This is a genomic window from Tsukamurella sp. PLM1 (genome assembly GCF_023168325.1).
GTDB lineage: Bacteria > Actinomycetota > Actinomycetes > Mycobacteriales > Mycobacteriaceae > Tsukamurella.
Map to the genome: position 1 here is coordinate 1430677 of NZ_AP025688.1, position 19126 is coordinate 1449802.

At 70.5% G+C, this 19126-nt stretch carries 18 protein-coding genes and 7 pseudogenes; 12 read left to right on the forward strand and 13 right to left on the reverse strand.

The genetic code is table 11. The features are described from left to right. Window positions 1-44: 44 nt before the first annotated feature. The gene (locus MTP03_RS07415; protein WP_248492078.1) at window positions 45-416 is read left to right on the forward strand and encodes a thioesterase family protein; all 372 of its coding nucleotides are present in this window, start codon (window positions 45-47) and stop codon (window positions 414-416) included. Continuing rightward, on the forward strand, window positions 413-1057 hold the full coding sequence (locus MTP03_RS07420; RefSeq protein ID WP_248491420.1) for a hypothetical protein: 645 nt from the start codon (window positions 413-415) through the stop codon (window positions 1055-1057). The genes MTP03_RS07415 and MTP03_RS07420 overlap by 4 nt, the downstream gene beginning before the upstream one ends. On the opposite strand, the gene MTP03_RS07425 is transcribed toward MTP03_RS07420, so the two are convergent. The 3 genes from MTP03_RS07425 to MTP03_RS23515 are packed head-to-tail and all read right to left on the reverse strand — an operon-like array spanning window position 1021 to window position 1771. Continuing rightward, on the reverse strand, window positions 1021-1308 hold the full coding sequence (locus tag MTP03_RS07425; protein ID WP_248491421.1) for a hypothetical protein: 288 nt from the start codon (window positions 1306-1308) through the stop codon (window positions 1021-1023). The two genes, MTP03_RS07420 and MTP03_RS07425, sit on opposite strands and share 37 nt — an antisense overlap. Further along, window positions 1281-1454, reverse strand: a complete 174-nt coding sequence (locus tag MTP03_RS07430; protein ID WP_248491422.1) for a hypothetical protein — start codon at window positions 1452-1454, stop codon at window positions 1281-1283. The genes MTP03_RS07425 and MTP03_RS07430 overlap by 28 nt, the downstream gene beginning before the upstream one ends. Further along, window positions 1394-1771 (reverse strand): MerR family transcriptional regulator, encoded by a 378-nt coding sequence (locus tag MTP03_RS23515; RefSeq protein ID WP_371820917.1) that lies wholly within the window; start codon window positions 1769-1771, stop codon window positions 1394-1396. Before MTP03_RS23515 ends, MTP03_RS07430 begins: the two co-directional genes overlap by 61 nt. Between MTP03_RS23515 and MTP03_RS07435 the strand changes: the two genes are divergently transcribed. Continuing rightward, window positions 1758-2243 (forward strand): DUF4188 domain-containing protein, encoded by a 486-nt coding sequence (locus MTP03_RS07435; protein WP_248491423.1) that lies wholly within the window; start codon window positions 1758-1760, stop codon window positions 2241-2243. The two genes, MTP03_RS23515 and MTP03_RS07435, sit on opposite strands and share 14 nt — an antisense overlap. A 34-nt stretch (window positions 2244-2277) precedes the next feature. On the opposite strand, the pseudogene MTP03_RS07440 reads toward MTP03_RS07435, so the two are convergent. Continuing rightward, a pseudogene (locus MTP03_RS07440) lies at window positions 2278-3874 on the reverse strand (glycoside hydrolase family 13 protein). 11 nt (window positions 3875-3885) lie between these two features. Next, window positions 3886-4289 (reverse strand): annotated as a pseudogene (locus tag MTP03_RS07445) (globin). A 285-nt stretch (window positions 4290-4574) separates the two neighbouring features. On the opposite strand from MTP03_RS07445, the gene MTP03_RS07450 reads away from it, so the two are divergent. Together MTP03_RS07450 and MTP03_RS07455 are read left to right on the forward strand one after the other, a co-directional pair. Beyond that, window positions 4575-5162, forward strand: coding sequence for an HNH endonuclease (locus MTP03_RS07450; RefSeq protein ID WP_248491424.1), 588 nt, complete (start codon window positions 4575-4577; stop codon window positions 5160-5162). Window positions 5163-5470: 308 nt separating this feature from the next. After that, the gene (locus MTP03_RS07455; protein WP_248492079.1) at window positions 5471-5953 is read left to right on the forward strand and encodes a DUF5130 domain-containing protein; all 483 of its coding nucleotides are present in this window, start codon (window positions 5471-5473) and stop codon (window positions 5951-5953) included. A gap of 49 nt (window positions 5954-6002) precedes the next feature. On the opposite strand, the gene MTP03_RS07460 is transcribed toward MTP03_RS07455, so the two are convergent. Together MTP03_RS07460 and MTP03_RS07465 are read right to left on the reverse strand one after the other, a co-directional pair. Then, complete coding sequence (locus MTP03_RS07460) at window positions 6003-6290, reverse strand: hypothetical protein (RefSeq protein ID WP_248491425.1); 288 nt, start codon at window positions 6288-6290, stop codon at window positions 6003-6005. A 28-nt stretch (window positions 6291-6318) separates the two neighbouring features. Beyond that, window positions 6319-6645: a YchJ family protein gene (locus MTP03_RS07465; RefSeq protein ID WP_248491426.1), complete on the reverse strand. Its 327-nt coding sequence runs from the start codon at window positions 6643-6645 to the stop codon at window positions 6319-6321. Window positions 6646-6741: 96 nt separating this feature from the next. Between MTP03_RS07465 and MTP03_RS07470 the strand changes: the two genes are divergently transcribed. Continuing rightward, on the forward strand, window positions 6742-7203 hold the full coding sequence (locus MTP03_RS07470) for a nuclear transport factor 2 family protein (RefSeq protein ID WP_248491427.1): 462 nt from the start codon (window positions 6742-6744) through the stop codon (window positions 7201-7203). Window positions 7204-7261: 58 nt separating this feature from the next. Here the strand turns inward: MTP03_RS07470 and pepN are convergent. Further along, window positions 7262-9831, reverse strand: a pseudogene (gene pepN, locus MTP03_RS07475) (aminopeptidase N). A gap of 161 nt (window positions 9832-9992) precedes the next feature. On the opposite strand from pepN, the gene MTP03_RS07480 reads away from it, so the two are divergent. Further along, complete coding sequence (locus MTP03_RS07480; RefSeq protein WP_248491428.1) at window positions 9993-10616, forward strand: DsbA family protein; 624 nt, start codon at window positions 9993-9995, stop codon at window positions 10614-10616. 169 nt (window positions 10617-10785) lie between these two features. Here the strand turns inward: MTP03_RS07480 and MTP03_RS07485 are convergent. Further along, window positions 10786-11904: pseudogene (locus MTP03_RS07485) on the reverse strand (M48 family metallopeptidase); the annotation flags it as partial. Window positions 11905-12074: 170 nt separating this feature from the next. Here MTP03_RS07485 and MTP03_RS07490 point away from each other — a divergent pair. The 5 genes and pseudogenes from MTP03_RS07490 (at window position 12075) to MTP03_RS07510 (ending at window position 15169) form a co-directional block, all read left to right on the forward strand. After that, on the forward strand, window positions 12075-12557 hold the full coding sequence (locus MTP03_RS07490) for a ribose-5-phosphate isomerase (protein ID WP_248491429.1): 483 nt from the start codon (window positions 12075-12077) through the stop codon (window positions 12555-12557). Between the two features lie 44 nt (window positions 12558-12601). Then, window positions 12602-13404: pseudogene (locus tag MTP03_RS07495) on the forward strand (Fpg/Nei family DNA glycosylase). Window positions 13405-13487: 83 nt separating this feature from the next. Then, on the forward strand, window positions 13488-14483 hold the full coding sequence (locus tag MTP03_RS07500; protein WP_248491430.1) for a PE-PPE domain-containing protein: 996 nt from the start codon (window positions 13488-13490) through the stop codon (window positions 14481-14483). An 18-nt stretch (window positions 14484-14501) separates the two neighbouring features. Then, window positions 14502-14777 (forward strand): DUF3618 domain-containing protein, encoded by a 276-nt coding sequence (locus MTP03_RS07505; RefSeq protein WP_248491431.1) that lies wholly within the window; start codon window positions 14502-14504, stop codon window positions 14775-14777. 5 nt (window positions 14778-14782) lie between these two features. Beyond that, window positions 14783-15169: a hypothetical protein gene (locus MTP03_RS07510; RefSeq protein ID WP_248491432.1), complete on the forward strand. Its 387-nt coding sequence runs from the start codon at window positions 14783-14785 to the stop codon at window positions 15167-15169. Window positions 15170-15179: 10 nt separating this feature from the next. Here MTP03_RS07510 and MTP03_RS07515 read toward each other — a convergent pair whose 3' ends face one another. The 4 genes and pseudogenes from MTP03_RS07515 to MTP03_RS07535 form a co-directional block, all read right to left on the reverse strand. Next, window positions 15180-15566 carry a hypothetical protein gene (locus MTP03_RS07515; RefSeq protein ID WP_248491433.1) on the reverse strand — a complete coding sequence of 129 codons (387 nt, stop codon included), beginning with the start codon at window positions 15564-15566 and terminating at the stop codon, window positions 15180-15182. Window positions 15567-15849: 283 nt separating this feature from the next. Beyond that, entirely contained in the window at window positions 15850-16428 is a 579-nt protein-coding gene (locus MTP03_RS07520; RefSeq protein WP_248491434.1) for an HhH-GPD-type base excision DNA repair protein, read from the reverse strand. Window positions 16429-16527: 99 nt separating this feature from the next. Then, a pseudogene (locus MTP03_RS07525) lies at window positions 16528-18046 on the reverse strand (MFS transporter). Window positions 18047-18078: 32 nt separating this feature from the next. Further along, window positions 18079-19109 (reverse strand): annotated as a pseudogene (locus tag MTP03_RS07535) (amidohydrolase family protein). Window positions 19110-19126 lie beyond the last annotated feature (17 nt).

Sequence of the window (19126 nt, forward strand, 5' to 3'; positions counted from 1 at the left end):
GGGGATCGGGCCTGACGGTGCCGGTGGACGTCCGCTGGTCCGACATGGACGTGTACCAGCACATCAACAACGCCCGCATGGTGACGCTGCTGGAGGAGGCGCGGATCCCGCTGCTCTTCGCGCCGGACGCGCCCACTCGGGACCTGCTCGACGGGCTGCTGCTGGCAAAGCTCGAGGTGGAGTACCGCGGCCAACTGCGGCACCAGGATTCGCCGCTGCAGATCACGCTGTGGACCTCCGCGGTGCGGGCGGCGGACTTCGTGGTGCACCACGAAGTCCGGCCCGCCGGCGCCGGCCTCGACAGCGCGCCGGCCGTCGTGGCGCAGGTGCGGCTCGCGGCCTTCGATGTCGCGGAGCAGCGCGTGCGGCGCCTGTCCGGCGAGCAGCGCGACTACCTGAAGTCTTTCTCCCGGTGAGCGACCGGCGGCTGACGGTCTCCGGTGCTCGGCCCCGGGCGAACCTCGCGGCGTTCGTCACCCGACTGCTCCGTACCGACGACTCCGCGGTGATCCGCGTGCGCCGCCGCGACGACGAGCACGTGGAGGTGTGGGGGCGCACGGGGTTCGGTGTGCTCGCGGTGCGGGTGCTCGCGGGCTCGGTGGCACCCGAGTCGCTCGTCTGCAGCGCCACGACGGTGCTGGAGTCGCTGCGATCCGAGTCGGCGTCGCCCGACGGCTACGTGGACACCGGTTTCTCCCTGGATTCGGCGTGGCGCGGCGCGCTGCCTCCTGCGTCCGGCTTCGAGCACCTCGACGACGTGCCCGCGCAGGCCCTGCGCGCCGTCGCCGCCCGTGGCATCGAGGTGGGGCGCGAGGCCGGCGGCCCCGCCGGCCCGCCGCAGTCGCTGCTGGACTCCGACGTGGTCAGCGTGAGTGCGGGGGAGCGGAGCGTGCCGCTGAGCCTGCGCACGGCGTTCTCCTTGGAGGCGATGGGGTTCGCGGGCGACGGGGCCGACGAACCGGTGCGTGTGTCCGCCTCCGCCACGTGGGTGCGGGTGGACGCCCGCTACGGCTCGCTCTATCAGCGCCGCGAATCGGGCCCCTCGCTGCTGGTCTGATCGGCATCGTCGGGCGCGTACAACTGGGCGCTGCGGCTCTCCTGGGCCAGGCGGCGCAGGGTGATCAGCACCTGGTCGGACAGCACATTGCCCACGGCCACGATCTTCAGCGCCGCGGCGTCGTCGTCGGGCAGGGTGTCGAGGTCGGCCTCCGCGATGGCCTCGACGGCGTCGGCCCACCGGTCCAGGGTGCCCTCGGCTGCGACGTCGGGGCATGAATCGGTCAGCGCCTTGAGCTGCGCGCCCAGCACCGGCAGCAGGGGGCTTCCTCCTCGCAGCGCCAGCCGCGGGCCCGGACGAACGTCTCGGCGGCCGCGGTCCAGTCGTCGTCGGCCGTCACGGTGTGGTTGGCCGCGAAGCCGTTGACGGCCACGCCGAACAGGTCCAGGCGCGGCACCGTCGGGCTGTCGAGCGCGTCGAGGACCTGCTTGACCTGCGCCAGGGACAGACCGCCCGTCTCGACCAGGCCCGGATCAGGCGAACGCGCTCCACGTGGGCGGGACCGTACTCGGACTGGGTGCGCGTCACGGGATCGCCCGGGGCGAGCAGGGATTCGCGCAGGTAGTACTTGAGCGAGGCGGTGCTCACGCCGGTCTCCGTGGAGAGTTCCGACAACTTCATGATTCGATCTTGACATAGGATAGCGACACTCTCCAATATGGGTAGTGGAACTATCCAAGGCGGCATCAGGGAGACACTCATGAACCACGACATGCAGACCGACACGCACGACGGCGAGCTGGTGGTGTTCCTGCTGGGTATGCGGCCGCGGGCGAGCTGGCGGCTGGACCAGGCGCTGTTCGTCGGCCGATCGATGCGCCGCATGCAGGCCGAGATCGAACGGGACCGTGTCGCCGGCGGCGCCATCGGCTACCTGGGCGGCTTCAACGCGATCACGTCCACCGGTCCGATCGTGGTGCAGTACTGGCGCAGCTACGATGAGCTCGAGGCCTATTCGCACTCGACCGATTTCGCGCATCGGCCCGCGTGGCTGAAGTTCTACTCCATGACCCACGCGGCCGGGCGCGCTCGGGTCGGCATCTGGCACGAGACCTTCCGTGTGCCCGCGGGCGCGCACGAATCGATCTACGGCGACCTGTCGGCCCCGGTCGGGCTGGGCGCCGCCGTCGGCGCCCAGCCGCTGGCCCGGCGGGGCCGCACGTCCCGGGAACGGATCGGAGCCTGACGGCGGCCCGGCGGGGCCGCCGGACCGGCGGAGGTCAGGCCAGCCAGCAGGCGGCGTTCGGCGCGAGCCGGCCGTCGAGCAGCGGGGCGCTGCTGAGGATCAGCTCGCCGGCCGGCAGGTCGACGGGCTGATCCGAGGCGTTCAGCACGCAGGTCAGGCGGCCGCCCACCCGGCGGAACGCGAGCGCGCCGGGAACGGGGAGCCGTACCACTCGACGGCGTCGCCGTGGAACTCGGGGCGCATGCGCCGCAGCTCGATCGCGGTGCGGTACAGCGTGAGCGTCGAATCGAGGTCCTCGAGCTCCGCCTCGGCGGTGAGGTCCTTCCAGTCGTCCGGCATCGGCAGCCACGTCTCGGCGTTCGTGGAGAACCCGTACGGGGGCAGGGTGCCCTGCCACGGCAGCGGCACGCGGCAGCCGTCGCGACCGCGCTCGGTGTGACCCGAGCGCTCCCAGGTGGGATCCTGCAGCGCCTCGTCGGGGAGGTCCACGTTGGACAGGCCCAGCTCCGAGCCGTTGTAGAGGAACACGGTGCCGGGCAGTGCCAGTTCCACCAGGATCATCGCGCGGGCGCGGGCGACGCCCACCTCGCCGCCGCCGAACCTGGTCACTTCACGCGGCACGTCGTGATTCGACAGGGTCCAGGTGGGGATGCCGTTCACCGATTCGACGGAGACGAGCGAGTTGTCGATGGCCTCGCGGATCTCGCGCGCGTCCCACTCGGCCTCCGCGAGGCGGAAGTTGAAGCCCAAGTGCAGCTCGTCGGGGCGGATGTACTCGGCGAACCGGTCGTTGTCCTTGACCCAGATCTCGCCCACGGTGACGCGGCCCGGGAACTCGTCCATCACCTGGCGGATGCGCCGATGGATCGCATGCACCCCGGGGTCGTTGAACCGGAGGTCGTTCTCGTCGTTGTCCATGATCTGGTTGTTCACCAGGTCCATGTCCGGCAGGCCGTCCGGCTTGGACATGCCGTGCGCCACGTCGATCCGGAAGCCGTCCACTCCGCGGTTCAGCCAGAACCGGAGGGTCTGTGCGAGGTCCTGGAAGACTTCCTCGTTGCGCCAGTTCAGGTCGGGCTGTTCGGGCGCGAAGATGTGCAGATACCACTGACCGGGTGTGCCGTCGGCCTCGGTGACGCGGTGCCAGGCGGGCCCGCCGAAGATGCTGGGCCAATTGTTCGGGGGCTCGTCCCCGTTCGGTCCGCGGCCCTCGCGGAAGATGTACCGGTCCCGCTCGGGGCTGCCCGGCCCCGCGGCCAGCGCCGCCTGGAACCACGAGTGCTGGTCCGACGTGTGATTGGGGACGAGATCCATGGTGACGCGGATGCGACGCGCGTGCGCCTGGGCGATCAGCTCGTCCATGTCGGCAACGGACCCGAACAGGGGGTCGATGTCGCGCGGATCCGAGACGTCGTACCCGTGATCGGCCATGGGGGAGCGCATCACGGGCGAGAGCCACAGCGCGTCGACGCCAGGAGCTCGAGGTAGCCCAGCCGCTCGATGACGCCCCGGATGTCGCCCACGCCGTCGCCGTTCGAATCCGAGAACGACCGCGGGTAGATCTGGTAGAAGATCGCGCCCTTCCACCACGGGGCGTCGTCATAGGTCCGGGTGCGGACGGATGGCGTCATCTCACTCCTGTTCAAGCGCCCATGGGGGTGTTCACGAGCATCTGCGCGGCCATCTCACAGTAGTTCCTGAGCTCGCGCTTGCGATCCGGGCTCATCCGCGCGTCGTCGATCGACGCGATCGCCACGTCCATGCAGCGCAGCCACGCGTCGCGCTCGATCTCGGTGATGCGGTAGGGCACGTGGCGCATCCGCAGCCGAGGGTGCCCGCGTTGCTCGAATACGTGCGCGGGCCGCCCCAGTACTGCTCGAAGAACATCCGCAACCGCACCTCGGCGGGGCCCAGGTCCTCCTCCGGGTACAACGGCCGCAGCAACTCGTCGCCGGCGACCTCCTGGTAGAAGCGGTGGATCAACTCCGCGAAGGTGTCCGCGCCGCCGACGGCGTCGTAGAAGCTCTGCTGGTCGGGCGTGCTCACGTCCCCAGTCTCGCACGTCGCGATCCGGCCGGACGGGGCGGTCGGTCGCGCTCGCCCCTCGCCCGGATCGGGCCGGACCGGGCCGCTGGGCAGGGGGCCGACGGGCCGTTGGACGGGGTCGACGGGCCGCCGGTCACGCGCTGTTCACCGTCCGGCCGCCGATTCGCCTCGGGAAATGCGCCGAAATCATCGTGCGGATCGCGGTCGTCCATGGTGCACTACTAGAGGCGACTCGGCCGGACCCCGGCGGGGTCCGGCCCGACGTGATCGAAGCGAGGAGAGTCGATGAAGCGAACGCACGGCGCGGGTGCTCCCGCGGTGACCGCGCTCGCCGACTCTCGTCCCGGCGCCGGCGTGTGGGGCAAGCGGCGGGTGCTGCTGCTCAACGCCACGTACGAGCCACTCACCGCGATCTCCATGCGGAGGGCGATAGTCCTCATGCTGAGGGACAGGGCTGATGTGGTCCACGACGATCCGAACGGTCCGCTGGTGCATTCAGCGGACCGTTCGCTGTCTGTGCCGTCGGTGATCCGCCTGCGCACGTACGTGAAGGTCCCGTACCGCGCGCAGGTGCCCATGACCCGGGCCGCCCTGATGCACCGCGACCGCTTCCGGTGCGGGTACTGCGGCGGCAGGGCCGACACCATCGACCACGTGCAGCCGCGCTCGCGCGGCGGCGGTCACGGGTGGGAGAACTGCGTGGCGTGCTGCGCGTCCTGCAACCACCGCAAGGCCGACCGACTGCTGTCCGAGATCGGCTGGACATTGCGGATCGAGCCCCGCGCGCCGCAGGGCCGGCACTGGCGCCTGCTGTCGACGCTCAAAGAGGTCGACCCGATGTGGAGTCGGTATCTCGACCTCGATGCGGCATAGGCTAAGTTGTTCGTGACCGACCAGCGCGCCGTCGGGCGTTCGTACAGCAAGGAAAGGGGCCCACAGTGAGCTTGCTCAACATCGTCGGCGGGATCACCGTCATCGCGACGATCGTGATCGTCGTCCTGTGTGTCATCTCGATGGCCACCGGCCGCAACGAGAAGTACCAGCAGCCGGACGAGTACAAGCTCGGCGAGCCCTGGACGCGTGAGCCCATGCTGTTCAGTGCGGTCGACGAGGCCCCCGTGGGCCCGCACGGCGCGCACCACGGCGATCACGACAACGAGAACCTGATCGGGGTGCCGCAAGTGGCAAGTGGTGATCACACGCAGGCCGTCGTCGTTCCGCAGGGCGAGCTGCCCATCGGGACGGCCATCACCTCGAGCGGCCGCATCTCGGCCGCTCGGCAGGCGAGCGACAGCCCCGTCAACCCGCCGTTCACCCGCGAGGAGCTCATCGGCCTGGACGAGGCGCTGATCCGCGCCACCCGGGACGCCGGCGCCCGCTTCTCGGTGTACATCGGCGACCTGGGCGAGAACGTGCATGCCGGGGCCGAGGCGGTCCTCCGCCGCGCGCCCGAACCCGAGTACGGCGCACTCATCGCAGTGTCGCCGAACACGCGCGACATCGTGGTCCTCACCGGCAGCGCCGTGGCCGATCGCCTGGGCGACAAGGTCGCCCAGCTCGGCGTGACCGCGGCCATCCCGCCGTTCCAGCGCGGCGACCTGGTCGACGGACTCATCGCCGCCCTGCGCGTGATGGCCTCCGCCGTCAAGCCGCCCACGGCGTAGCAGGCCTCGTACGACGGCCCCGGACCACACGGTCCGGGGGTCGTTCGCGTCATGCGAGATCCTCGTGCCCCTTCGCGGGAACGAGATGAACGGTCCGGGTGGGGTGGGCGACAGCCAGGCCGTTGTCGAACGTGACGACCCGGGAGTCGCGCGCCGTCGCCAGGGCGACCAGATAGGCGTCCGTGACCTCTCGGTGTCCGTGAATCTCGGTGAAGCCCATGGAACGATAGGACACGGCGTCCGGCCAGAACTCGACCCCGTCCAGGCGGTGCAGGTCCGTCAGGATCGTCGTGATCGTGTGCTGGGGATGGTCGACTGCGACCGCCGCGATGAGCACGTTCGCGGCTGGTGCGGCAGGTCCGCGACTACTGGGCGGGGAAGGTCCCGTCGACGTAGTACCACCGGCCGTCCTCCCGGACGAACCGGGAGCGTTCGTGCAGGACGCCGTGCGCGCCGTCCACGACGTACGTCGCCCGGAATTCGACGCTGCCGGAGTCGTCCTCGGTCGTTCCCGCGACGGTGTCGACGATCTGGAGACCGCGCCAGCGCACACCCTCGTCGAGCTTGAGGTCGGCAGGGCGGGTGTTCGGGTGCCAGGAGGCGAGGAGCCACGCGACGTCACCGTCGCGGAACGCGGCGAAGCGCGAGCGCATCAGCGCCTCGGCGGTCTCGGGGATGTGGTGCGCGTCCATCCGTGCAGCGTACGGCGATGGGTATCACGTTGTGCGGGGTGCCCGACCGTGTTCTGATCGAATCAAAGTATTGAACTTTCAATGATTGGACCCGGTATGCATCTCAATCGGAGGATCCGCAACGCCGTCTCCGCGCTGTTCACCGTCGGCGCCCTGGTGTTCGGCGCCGCCGCGCAGGCGAGCGCGGCACCGTCGACCCCGAAGGAGCTCGTCACGGCCTTCTACACCGAGGGTTTCGTGCAACGCGACATCGCGGGCGCGGCGCAGCGCTACATCGGGGACCACTACATCCAACACAATCCCGAGGTCGCCGACGGGCGCGAGGCCCTGGTGAAGGTCCTCGGGCCCGTCGTGAAGGACCCGAAGTACAGCACCTCGATCGTGCGTATCGTCGCGGACGGCGACATCGTCGTCGTGTACGCGAGGTCCGTCTACGACGGCAAGGCCCAGGCGGTCGCCGACATCTTCCGCGTCGCCAACGGCAAGATCGTCGAGCACTGGGACGTCATCCAGGAAGACCCGGGTAGGACCGTGAGCGGCCACCCGTTCATCAGTTGAGTCACCACACACCGCGGCCCCGGGATCGAAGGATCCCGGGGCCGCGGTCGTCGGTGCGTCAGGCGCGGTCGAAGGCCCGTGCCGCCAGCGAGCGGACGATGCCCGCGCGTCCCTCGAGGACCAGGCGACGCAAGGCCGGGGGATTGTCGCCCGCGAGCCACGCGTCCGCGGCGGCCACGGCCTCGTCGGAGATGTCCCACGACGGGTACAGGCCCACGACGACCGTCTGCGCGACCTCGGAGGAGCGGCGTGCCCACACCTCGTCGATCGCGCCGAAGTAGCGGGCGGTGAACGGCGCCAGCAGCTCGCCCTGGCCGGGCGCGACGATGCCCGCGGCGATGGCGCGGGTCAGCGTGTTCGACAGCGAGTCGTCGCCGAAGACCTTCTCCCAGGCCTCCTCCTTGACCCGGACGTCCGGGCGGGCCGCCAGGGCGGCGGCGCCCAGCCGCTCGCCGGCGGCGGTCGGATCGCGCAGGATCTCCGCCTCGATCTCGTCGGCGCCCATCACCCCCGCGCGCGCCGGGCCCGGACCAGGCCCCACCGCAGGTCGGTATCGACGGTCAGCCCGTCCAGGCCGACGGTGCCGGGCGCGGCGCCCTCGTACAGTGCCCGCAGCACCTCGACCTCGGAACGCCCCAGCGCGGACGCGGCCAGCGCGTTGACGAACGCCAGCTGGAAGTCCGAGCCGGCCTCGGCCTCGCGGGCGAGCCGGAGCAGGCCCGAGGAGAGCAGCGCGCGGCCCTCCGCGGCCGCCCACGCCGGATCGGCGTAGGACTCGACGGCGGTCTGCGCCTGCAGCACGACCCGCTGCACCACGCCCACTTCGGTCTCCGCACCGATGCCGCCGAGCACCAGCTCGACGAAGTCGCGGGCCCTCATCTTCGCGTTCCGAGTCATCTCCCAGGCCGCGGACCAGACGAGGGTACGCGGGAGTGAGTCGGCGATGTCGGCGACGCGCGTGGTCGCGACCTCGAGCGATGCGGGGTCCAGGCGGACCGAGGCGTACGTCAGGTCGTCATCGTTGACGAGGATCAGCTTGCCGCGCGGAACCCCCACGAGCTCGGGGACGTCGGTGCGTTCGCCGGCGACATCGATCTCGACCTGGTTTGTGCGCACCAGCCTGCCGGCTTCGTCGTCGTCGTAGATCCCGATCCGCAGGCGGTGTACGCGGGTCTCGCCGGCACCCGGCGTTGCGCCCCACTGCTGGACCGCGAACCGCGTGAAGCGGCCCTCGCCGTCCAGTGCGAAAGCCGGCGCCAACTCGTTGATGCCGGTGGTCTTGAGCCACTGGGCGCCCCAGTCCGACAGGTCGCGTCCCGACGAGGCCTCCAGCGCGCGCAGCAGGTCGTCGAAGGTGGCGTTGCCGAACTTGTGCTCCACGAAGTACGCGCGTAGGCCGGCCAGGAACGGCTCGAGCCCCACGTACGCGACGAGCTGCTTGAGCACCGAGGCGCCCTTGGCGTAGGTGATGCCGTCGAAGTTGACCTCCACGGCCTGCAGGTCCGGGATGTCGGCCGCCACGGGGTGCGTCGACGGGAGTTGGTCCTGCCGGTAGGCCCACGACTTCTCGACGTTCGCGAACGTGGTCCACGCCGAGGTGTACTCAGTGGCCTCGACCTGGCTGAGCACGGACGCGAAGGTCGCGAACGACTCGTTCAGCCAGAGGTCGTCCCACCAGCGCATCGTCACCAGGTCGCCGAACCACATGTGCGCCATCTCGTGCAGCACCGTCTCGCAGCGCCGCTCGTAGAGGTAGCGCGTGACCTTCGACCGGAAGACGTAGTCCTCGAGGAAGGTGACCGCGCCCGCGTTCTCCATCGCGCCCGCGTTGAACTCGGGCACGAACAGTTGGTCGTACTTGCCGAAGGCGTAGGGGATGCCGAAGTTCTTGTGGTAGAAGCCGAATCCCTGCTTGGTCTCGGTGAACAGCCGCTCGGCGTCCATGTACTCCGCGAGGCTCGCACGGCAGAACAGGCGCAGGTCGATCGTGCCGTGCTCATCGGTGTAGGCGTCCGACCACACCGCGTACGGGCCGGCGATGAGCGCCACCAGGTACGTCGACATCGGCTCGGTCGTCAGGAACGTCCAGCGGTGCGCCCCGGTCGGCAGCGGCTCCCGGGTCGCCTCCGCGCCGCCCGTCACCACGGTCCAGTCCGACGGTGCCGTCACCGTCATGTCGAACACGGCCTTGAGATCGGGCTGGTCGAAGCAGGCGAACATCCGCTTGGCGTCGGCGGTCTCGAACTGCGAGTACAGGTAGACGCTGCCGTCCGCGGGGTCCACGAAGCGATGCAGTCCCTCGCCGGTGTTGGAGTAGAAGAACCGGCCGGAGATCACCAGCTCGTTCTCCGCGGCGAGGCCGTGCAGCACCAGGCCGGAGTCCTCGGTGTACGCGGAGGTGTCGACGGGCCGCCCGTTCAGCGTCGCGCTCAGGCCGCTCGCGATGAGGTCGATGAAGGTCTCCGCGCCCGGAGTCGCCGTGAAGCTGATCGTCGTGGTCGACGCGAACGTCTTGTCGCCGGGCGCATTCGCACCGTCAGTGAGGTCGAGCTCGATGGCGTAGCGCGAGACGGCGACGGTGGCGGCGCGCTCGGCGGCCTGGACCCGGGTGAGATTGGGCGCGGACAAAGGTGGTTCTCCTTCGTTGACGGCGGGGATGAGGACGGTGCATCCCACAATGCCACCCCCGGTCCGGCCTCGCCGCCCCGGGAAGCGGATGAGCCTGCACGGTGTTGGCTACGGGTGCACGATCGATAGGGAAACACCGCCCCGAGAGCAGGAGTGAAGAAGTGACCGAGACCGCCCCCGTGAAGGACCGCGTCGATTTCTGGTTCGACCCGCTGTGCCCGTGGTGTTGGATCACCTCGGGCTGGATCCTCGAGGTCGAGCAGGTGCGCGACATCGACGTGCAGTTCCACGTGATGAGCCTCGCCGTCCTCAACGAGGGGCGCGACAACCTGCCCGAGATCTACCAGGAGCTGATGAGGACGGCGTGGGGCCCGGTGCGGGTCCTGATTGCCGCCGCCCAGCGCCACGGCGACGAGGTGCTCCCGAAGCTGTACACCGCGATGGGTACCCGGATCCACAATCAGCAGAACGACGACTTCGCCGTGGTGATCGCCGAGGCGCTCGCCGAGACCGGCCTGGAGCCCGATCTCGCCGCCGCCGCGAACAGCACCGACTTCGACGAGGCGCTGCGCGCGAGCCATCACGCCGGCATGGACAAGGTCGGCGACGACGTGGGCACCCCCACCATCCACGTCAACGGCGTCGCGTTCTTCGGCCCGGTCCTGTCCCGCATCCCGCGCGGCGAGGTCGCCGGCAAGGTGTGGGACGGCACCGTCCTCCTCTCCGGGTACGAGCACTTCTTCGAGCTCAAGCGCACCCGGCACGAGGAGCCCGCGTTCGATTAGGAGCTCGGCGGGACGGGGCCCTGCGGTTCCCGGCCCGGCCCCGTCGGTCCCGGGAACGGCGCCTGCGGCCCCGTCGGGCCCGGGAACGGCCCTTGCGGCCCGACCGGTCCCGACGGTGCCGGGCTCGTGCCGGGAGCGGGGCCAGGACCTCCTGCTTGGTGAAGGTCGGCACCGGTCCGGCCGGGACCACCGCGCCGCCGCCCACGCCGCGCACGGGCAGCGACGGCGGGAAGAACAGCGATCCGGCCTTGGTGCGGTTCCGCAGCGCGGCCGCGCGCCACGTGAGCACGGGGTGCGACGCGGTGAGGTTGACCAGCCAGGTGAAGAAGCCCTTGTCGGTGGCGGCGCGGTCGGCGAGCTGGTCGAAGTCGACCTCCTTGCCGAGGTACTTGCCCGCGCCCATCACGCCCATGCCGCCCGGCGCGCCGGCCGGCTGATTGAAGTAGCCGTAGTTGTCGGCGGTGTACTCCTGCGACCGGGACAACGCGGACCCGAGCACGGGGATGTAGCTCATCGCGAAGGAGCCCAACTGCCGCCAGTAGGACACGTGGCCGGCGGCGATGTGGCCCACCTCGTGGCCGATGATGTACGCGAGCGCCTCGGGGTCGCGGGCCTTGCCTCCGACCTCGAACAGGTCGCTGTAGACCACCACGAACCGGCGGAAGCCGTGACCGGACGCGAACGCGTTGATCTGACCGTTGCCGAGCACCACGAACGCGTCGGGCACCTCGCGCATGCCGTACCGGGCCGCGGCCTCGCGGACCATGCGGTACCCCTCGGGGAACTGCGTGGGCGTCATCTGCACGCCCTGGACGCGGGGCGACGCCCACAGCGAACCGCGGCCGAACCAGAGGATGATCGGCACCGCCAGCAGGAGCAGCAGATAGGTGTCCATCACCCCGACGATCGCGAACAGCAGCGCTCCCACGTAGATCCCCAGGGTGACCAGGATGACGATCACCAGCAGCGGGATCTCCCAGGGGTGGCGGCGCGGAGCACCCGCGTAGGCCGGCGGCTGGTGGATCGGCACGACGGGGCCGCCGGGCCCGCCCGGGAATCCGGGGCCCGCGGGCACGTGGGCCGGGGTGAACGCCGCCGTCACCGAGGGGTGGTGCTCACCCAACTCGGGCAGGGCGTGGTGGCTGCCGGTGTTGTGCCGGTCGGTGGGGAAGTCCGACTCGGGGATCGTGGACGTCACCGAGGCGTCGGCTGTGGTCGCGGCGTCCGACGCAGCCTCGGGGTGCAGGTCCTCGGGCTGAACGACCGGGAAGAAGCCCGTGCTCGGCATCGTCGATTCGTTCTGCTCGGTGCTGAAGGCCCCGCTGCGGGCGGACCCGTCCGGCGCGGAGTCGTCCTTCGGCTCCCGGCCGGGTGTCTGCTCGGTGCTGTCATCCATGCCATCGAATGTAGGCTGTGCCGCCCATCGATGCTCGCGCGGCGCGTGTCAGACTTGTGGCCATGCGCGTTTACCTCGGCGGCGATCACGCCGGTTTCGAACTGAAGTCCCAGATCATCGAGCACCTGACGGCGAACGGCCACGAGGCCGTGGACTGCGGTGCACACACCTACGACGCCGTGGACGACTACCCGGCGTTCTGCATCGACGCGGCAACCCGCGTCGTCGCCGACCCCGGCAGCCTGGGCATCGTGCTCGGCGGCAGCGGCAACGGCGAGCAGATCGCTGCGAACAAGGTGCCGGGCGCCCGTTGCGCCCTCGCGTGGAGCGTCGAGACCGCGAAGCTGGCCCGCGAGCACAACAACGCCCAGCTCATCGGCATCGGCGGTCGCATGCACAGCAAAGAGGAGGCGCTCGCCATCGTCGACGCCTTCCTCGCGCAGCCGTGGTCGGAGGAGCCCCGCCACCAGCGTCGCATCGACATCCTCGCCGAGTACGAGCGCACCGGGGTCGCGCCCGCCGTCCCGGCCGCCCCCGAGGCCTGACCGGCCCGGACCACCGCCCGTGCCCGACGATGCCGGAGGCGGCAGTGCCTGAGGGGCACACCCTGCACCGCCTCGCCCTCGCCCACGACGCTCTGTTCGCGGGCGAGGGCGTCGCCGTCTCCAGTCCGCAGGGCCGCTTCGCCCCGGAGGCGCGACGCCTCGACGGCCGCGTCTTCGAGCGCGCCGACTCCTGGGGCAAGCACCTGTGGCACCGCTACGAGGGCGGGTTCATCGTTCACGTGCACCTGGGGCTGTACGGGGCCTTCACGGACTTCCCCCGGCCGACGGTGCGCCGCCTCCTCCCGTCGGGCAGGTGCGGATGCGCATCGTCGGGCCGCGCGGCGGGACGGACCTGCGCGGGCCGACCGCCTGCGAGCTCGTCACCGAGGAGCAGGTCGACGGCGTGCTCGCCCGCCTCGGCCCCGACCCGCTTCGCCCCGATTCAGATCCGGACGACGCGTGGCGCCGCATCGAGCGCTCCCGCCGGCCCATCGGCGCGCTGCTGATGGACCAGAGGGTGATGGCGGGCGTCGGCAATGTCTACCGCGCCGAGGTGCTGTTCCGCGCGGGGATCGACCCGCACCGCGATGGCCGCGACGTCTCGCGCGACGAGTTCTTTCGGCTGTGGGCCGATCTGGTCGCGCTCATGCCGATCGGCGTCGAGCGCGGGCGCATGCACGTCGTGCGGCCGGAGCACGACCACGGCGCACCGTCGTACGCGGAGGACCGGCCCCGGACCTACGTGTACCGCCGGACCGGCGAGCACTGCCGGGTGTGCGGAACGCCGGTGCGGACCGAGGTCATGGAAGCGCGAAACCTGTACTGGTGCCCCACCTGTCAGCGCTGACCGGATTGTTAGCTCCGACACAGCACCGATTTCTTAACATGGATTTCAGCTCGTTCACACCTGCGGCCTGAAGAGTCGTGGACATGAACACGCTGACCGTCCACAGCAGGGCGGCCCGGGGACCGGCGGACGCCGGCCGGGCCCGGATCACCGTGCTCGCAGTCGGGGGCACGGGCGAATCCTGGATCGACGATCCCCGGACCGACGTCACCGGCATGCTCAGCCACGTCGTGGCCGAGCTCGACGGCCGGTTCGCGGCGCGCTGGGTGGGTTACCCGGCGTCCTACGGCCCCGTCCCCGCCCGCGACGGCGTCTCGTTCGTCGAGTCCGTCGCGATCGGCGTCGAACGGCTGCTCGCCGCGATCGCGGACGTCGCGGGACCGGTGGTCCTGATCGGGTATTCGCAGGGCTGCACGGTCGTGCGCCGCGTGCTCGGCGCGATGGCCGACGGTCCCGTCCTCGCGCCGAACGTGCTGGCCGCCGGTCTGGTGTCGGACCCCGAGCGCCCGCACGGCAGCGACCCCGCGCTGTGCGGCTCGGGTGTGGCCGGCGACGGTCCGGCTGTTCCCGAGGGACTTCCGCTGCTCTGGATCTCGCACCCGCAGGACGTGATCTGCAACGCCAGCGTGGACTCGTTCGTCCGCGACATCGCTGACGCCACCGCGTACCTCGCCCTCCGCGACCTGGCGGTATGGGCGCCGCGGGCGGCAGGCGAGTACCTGGGCCACAAGTTCCAGAACGCCACCCGCACGGCGTTCGGTTCGCGCCAGTGGCGGCGTGACGTGGAGCGGCTGCGCACCGCGGGTCGCGAGATCCTCGGCTACCTGCCGCGGATCACGTACCGCGGTCGCGAGTACAACCTGCGTGGAAACCGGCACACCGCGTACGCGAGCGAGCCGCTGGCGCGCTTGCGACACGAGGACTACGAGCTGACCGGCTGCCAGGTGCTCGCTCAATGGCTGCAGGTCCAGGCCACCTTCGCCGTCGGACCGGACCGGGATCCGGGCGGCGCGCCCGGGCAGGGCGGTGACGCGGCGGCGCCTGGTCTAGAGTCGGAGAAGTATCTTCACGCAAGCTGACCCCGGAGGTAGAGCGAAGTGGCACGTGACACCGAGAGCATCGAGCGCGACATCGAGCGCGCCCGGGAGCAGCTGGCGGCGACGCTGGACCAGCTGGGCGAGCGCGCCGACCCGCGCAAGCTCGCCGAGCAGGCGCAGGCATCGGTCGTCGCCACGGTGACCAAGCCGCCGGTGCTCGCCGCGGCGGCCGGCGTCGTGGTCATCGTCGCGCTGGTCGTCGGGTCCAAGATCCGCGGAGCACGGCGCGAGAAGCAGCTGATCCGCGCGATCGCCGAGGGCAAGATCTCGCTCTGATCCGCATGGAACGCAACACACGGGGCGGCGCCGGTATCGGCGCCGCCTTCGTCGTGTCCGGGGCGTTGCTGGCCGGCTGCTCCGAGCCCGCGCCCGGCCCCGTCGGGCTTCCGGACGGGTACCCGGCCGACCGGGTGCCGGTGGTGGGGGAGATCCGCAAGGCGGAGAAGATCGAGGTCGGGCACCCGATGTGGCGAGTCACCACCGCCGGCGACGACACCGTGGCGTCGGCGCGCGCGCTGCTGGCCGCCGGGCTGACACCCGTCGCTCCGGGTGTGCCGCTCGACGCCGGCCGGGTGGGTGCCGTGTACCGCGGGCACGGTTTCACCGTGGGGATCTCCGCGAACGACGGCGACGTCACCTATGTCGTGAGCCCGACTCCCGGCTTGTGAGCGCGCCCGCCTACGTGTAGGACTTCGCGCAGACCGTGTAGACCGGGTCGTCGAAGTAGTAGACCCGGTCCCATTCGCCGGAGCAGCGCGCCGAGTCGCGGAGACCGCCGACCACCGAGATCACTGTGATGGTACCGGGGATGCCGCACCGGCCGGCGGCCTTGATCCAGGTACCCTGCACCGGCGCGGTGTAGCAGTAGTTCACGTTCAGGTTCGGAGTCAGGCAGTACCACCGGCCGCGCGCGATCGACGTCTGCTCGGCCCGGCACTTCTCGCCCGCCGGCATCACCTGGGTCACCTTGTACGGCGAGCCCCCGTCGTCGCAATTGCCCACCTTCGGGGCTTCCGGAACGTCGTACAGGCAGTCGTTGATCCGGAACAGTTCGCCCTCGGCCACCGAGGACGTCGACGCCGCGTTCGTGCCCGGGTCCGCCCCTTCGAGTCGCTGAGCAGGGCAGCCACCACGATGGCGGCGGTGAGTGCCACCACCGATGCGATCGCCACCAGGCCGACGATCACGTTCTTCCCGGACTTCGGCTTGTGCGGCGGTGGAGGCGGCGGGGCCCCGGGTACCGGACCGGGCCCGACGGGGCCGCGCGGCGGGTTGGGCAGCGGGATCGCCTGGGAGTACGCCTGGCCGGGTTGGTTGGGGTTCGGGGGACCGTATTGACCGGGTGTGCTCATGCGTCCGACTTCTTCTTCGCCGCGGCCTTCATCTCCTTCTTGTAGGCCCGGACCTTCTGCAGCGAATCGCCGTCCACCACGTCGGCCACGGAGCGGTAGCCGGCCTTGCCGTAATCGCCCACGGCCGTGGCCCAGCCGCGCGGCTTGACGCCGAGTTGCTTGCCGACGAGGGCGGCGAAGATCTTCGCCTTCTGCGCGCCGAAACCGGGCAGGGCTTCGATCCGCTTCACCAGGTCGGCACCGGACGCGGCCTCGGTCCAGATGCGCTCGGCGTGTCCGTCGTACTCGTCCACCACGATCCGGGCGAGCGTCTGCAGTCGGGCCGCCATGGCGCGCCCGTAGCGATGGATCGCGGGCGGCGTGGTGCACAGTTCCTCGAACCGCGCCGGATCCGCCACGGCGATGTCGTGAGGGTCGATGCTGCCGAACCGGTCCAGCACCTTCCACGGGCCGGCGAAGGCTCGTTCCATGGGGAACTGCTGGTCGAGAAGCATGCCCGCGAGCAGCGCGAACGGGTGCTCCGAGAGCACCGCATCCGACTCGGGTTCCCCCGTGATGTGCAACGTGACCGCCATGAGCGCCACTTTACTTCAGTCCTATTCACTGCACTTGAGGCCGACGATGTCACGTCCTCACGTGTCGCGAGCAGGGTTGGGGTGCATGGTCAGGGGATTTCACGGGGCGTCGGACTTGCGCGGCGCCCGGAGCAGAGCGCCGACGGCGGTGAGCGCGATGGGGATCACCACCGCGATCAGAGCGGCGCTGAGGCCGCTCATGAAGGCCGTGCGGACGGAGTGCGTCAGCTCTGCACCGGACGGACCCATGCGTGCGGCCACTTCGAGGCCCGCGGCAGCGGAGTCGGTCACGGCCTTGGCCGCCTCGGCCGGGAGCCGGGACAGGTCGGGCAGTGACGCTGTGTAGCGGCTGGTGAAGACGGCGCCCATCAGGGCGATCCCGATAGCTGAGCCGACCTCGCGTGTCGTGTCGTTGACGGCCGAGGCGATGCCCTGTTGGTCGGCGGAGAGGGAGCCGACGATGGCAGAGGTACCGGTCGAACTGGTGATGCCGATACCCACGCCCGCGACGATGAGCCCGAGGAGGAAGGGCGGGTAGCCGGAGTCGGCGTCGAGGGTGGCGATCCAGCTCAAGCCGGCCGCCAGGAGGAGCAGGCCCAGGCACATCGTGACGTTCAGGCCGAGCCGGCGGACGATCGCCGGGGTGGAGATGGAGACGGGGAGCACCGTGAGGGCGACGGGAACGAGAGCGATGGCGCTGTGCAGCGGGCTGTATCCGAGGATGAGCTGGAGGTACTGCAGGCCGACGAAGAAGAACCCGAACACCGCCATGAATTGGACGATGACGCTGATCGACCCGGCGCGGAATCCGGGAAGACCGAACAGTCGTGGGTCGAGGAGTGGCTCGTCGGTACGTATTCCGTAGGCGGCGTACGCGGCCAGTGACACGGCGCAGACGACGAAGCTCGCGATGACGACGGGTTCGGTCCAGCCTCGGTCGCTGCCCTCGATGATCGCGAACACAAGTGTCCCGATTCCCACGACGGTCAATGTGGTGCCGAGGACGTCGACGCGGGGTGGGTGCTGGTCGCGGGTGTTCGGGCTCCACAGCGCGGCCGCGGCCAGCGCGAGGCAGGCGACGATGGCACTGGCGTAGAAGATGGACCGCCAACTCCAGACTTCGAGGAGCGCGCCGGCCGCGATCAGGCCGATGATGGCGCCGGCGGCGGCGAATCCCGACCAGATGGCGACACCTCGCGCGCCGGTCGACCGGGAAGGTCGCTGTGATGGTCGACAATGTCCCGGGCATGATCATCGCGGCGCCGAGGCCCATGACCACGCGGGAGGCGATCAGGCTCGTCGTGCTGTCGGAGAGTGCGGCCGCGACCGACCCAGCGGCGAAAACCGCTGTGCCGGCGATGAGGACGGTTCGCCGCCCGATGCGGTCTCCGAGTGCGCCCAGCGGCAGCACGAATGCGGCGAGGGCGACGGTGTAGCCGTCGGCGATCCAGGTGAGGGCGCTGTTGGACGCGCCGAGTGCCACGGCCAGGTCGGGAAGCGCGAGGTTGACCGCCGACACGGAGGCGACGACGAGCACGAGGGCCAGGCACATCGCGGAGAGGACGCGGCGTTGTGCGCCCGGTGTGCTCGGGTCTGTAAGTTCGGTTTGGTCGGTCATGGTGTGCTCCAGTCGGTTCGGGCGGGCCTGAGTCAGGTGGTGGCGATCAGGCGGGTCACGGCGCGCATGGCGGTCCGTGTGACGGCGCCTCGAACACGGTCGGGCAGGGCCGGAGCCGCGAGCGGGGTCGGAGTGCCGAGCCGGGGGAAGAGGGCGAGGGCGTTCTCGCGTTCGATCCGGCGAGTGAGGTCGGCGTCGTCTGCGGTGTAGTCGTCGAGCCCGGCGGCGAAGTACTGCACCGCCGCTTCCGGCGCGAACGGCCAGTCGCTGCCGAACAGGACGTGTCCCGGGTCGGCGAAGGCGAGCAGGCTGGGCAGCGCGGCGGGGCTGGCGGAGAGGGCGGTGTCGAAGTAGAAGCTCGAGAAATCGTCGAGGACGTCGAGGGGGCTGCGGCCCGACGCTCCGGCGATGGCGACGGCCATCCGGTGGGAGGCGTACGGGACGAATCCGCCGGCGTGGCTGAGGATGAACCGAATGTTCGGGTAGCTGCGTCGAATGCCGTTGCTGACGAGCAGGTATGCGGCGCGGGTGGTGTCGAGGAGGAAATCGGCTGCGAACGGTGGGATGCCGGTGACAGCGGGGGCTGGCAGGTCGGCGGGGTGGATGAACACCGTCGCGGCCCGCTCGTCGAGGGCGCTGAACAGCTGCTCCTGGCCCGCTTCGCCCAGGTACGTGCCGCGTGCGTTGGCGAGGAGGACGACACCGTCGGCGTGGAGGTCGTCCAGGGCGCGGCGGGCCTCGGCGGTCGCTGCTCCGATGTCGGGCGTCGGCAGCGTTGCGAAGAAGCCGAACCGGTCCGGGTGCGCCGAGACGATGGACGAGGTCTCGTCGTTGAGTTCGCGGGCCAGGCTGGAGCCTCGTCAGGATCCATGAGGAAGGTCGTGCCCGGTGTCGAGACGGACAGGATCGCGGTGGCGATACCGGCGCGGTCCATCACAGCGAGCGAGCCCTCGGGCGACCAGGCGGGTAGTTCACGCCCTCCGGCCTCGGCGATGCCATGAGCGGCGAGGCGGTCGCGGTACGAGGAGGGGATCAGGTGGTGGTGAACATCGATGCGATGCATGGCGTCTCCGTGGGTCC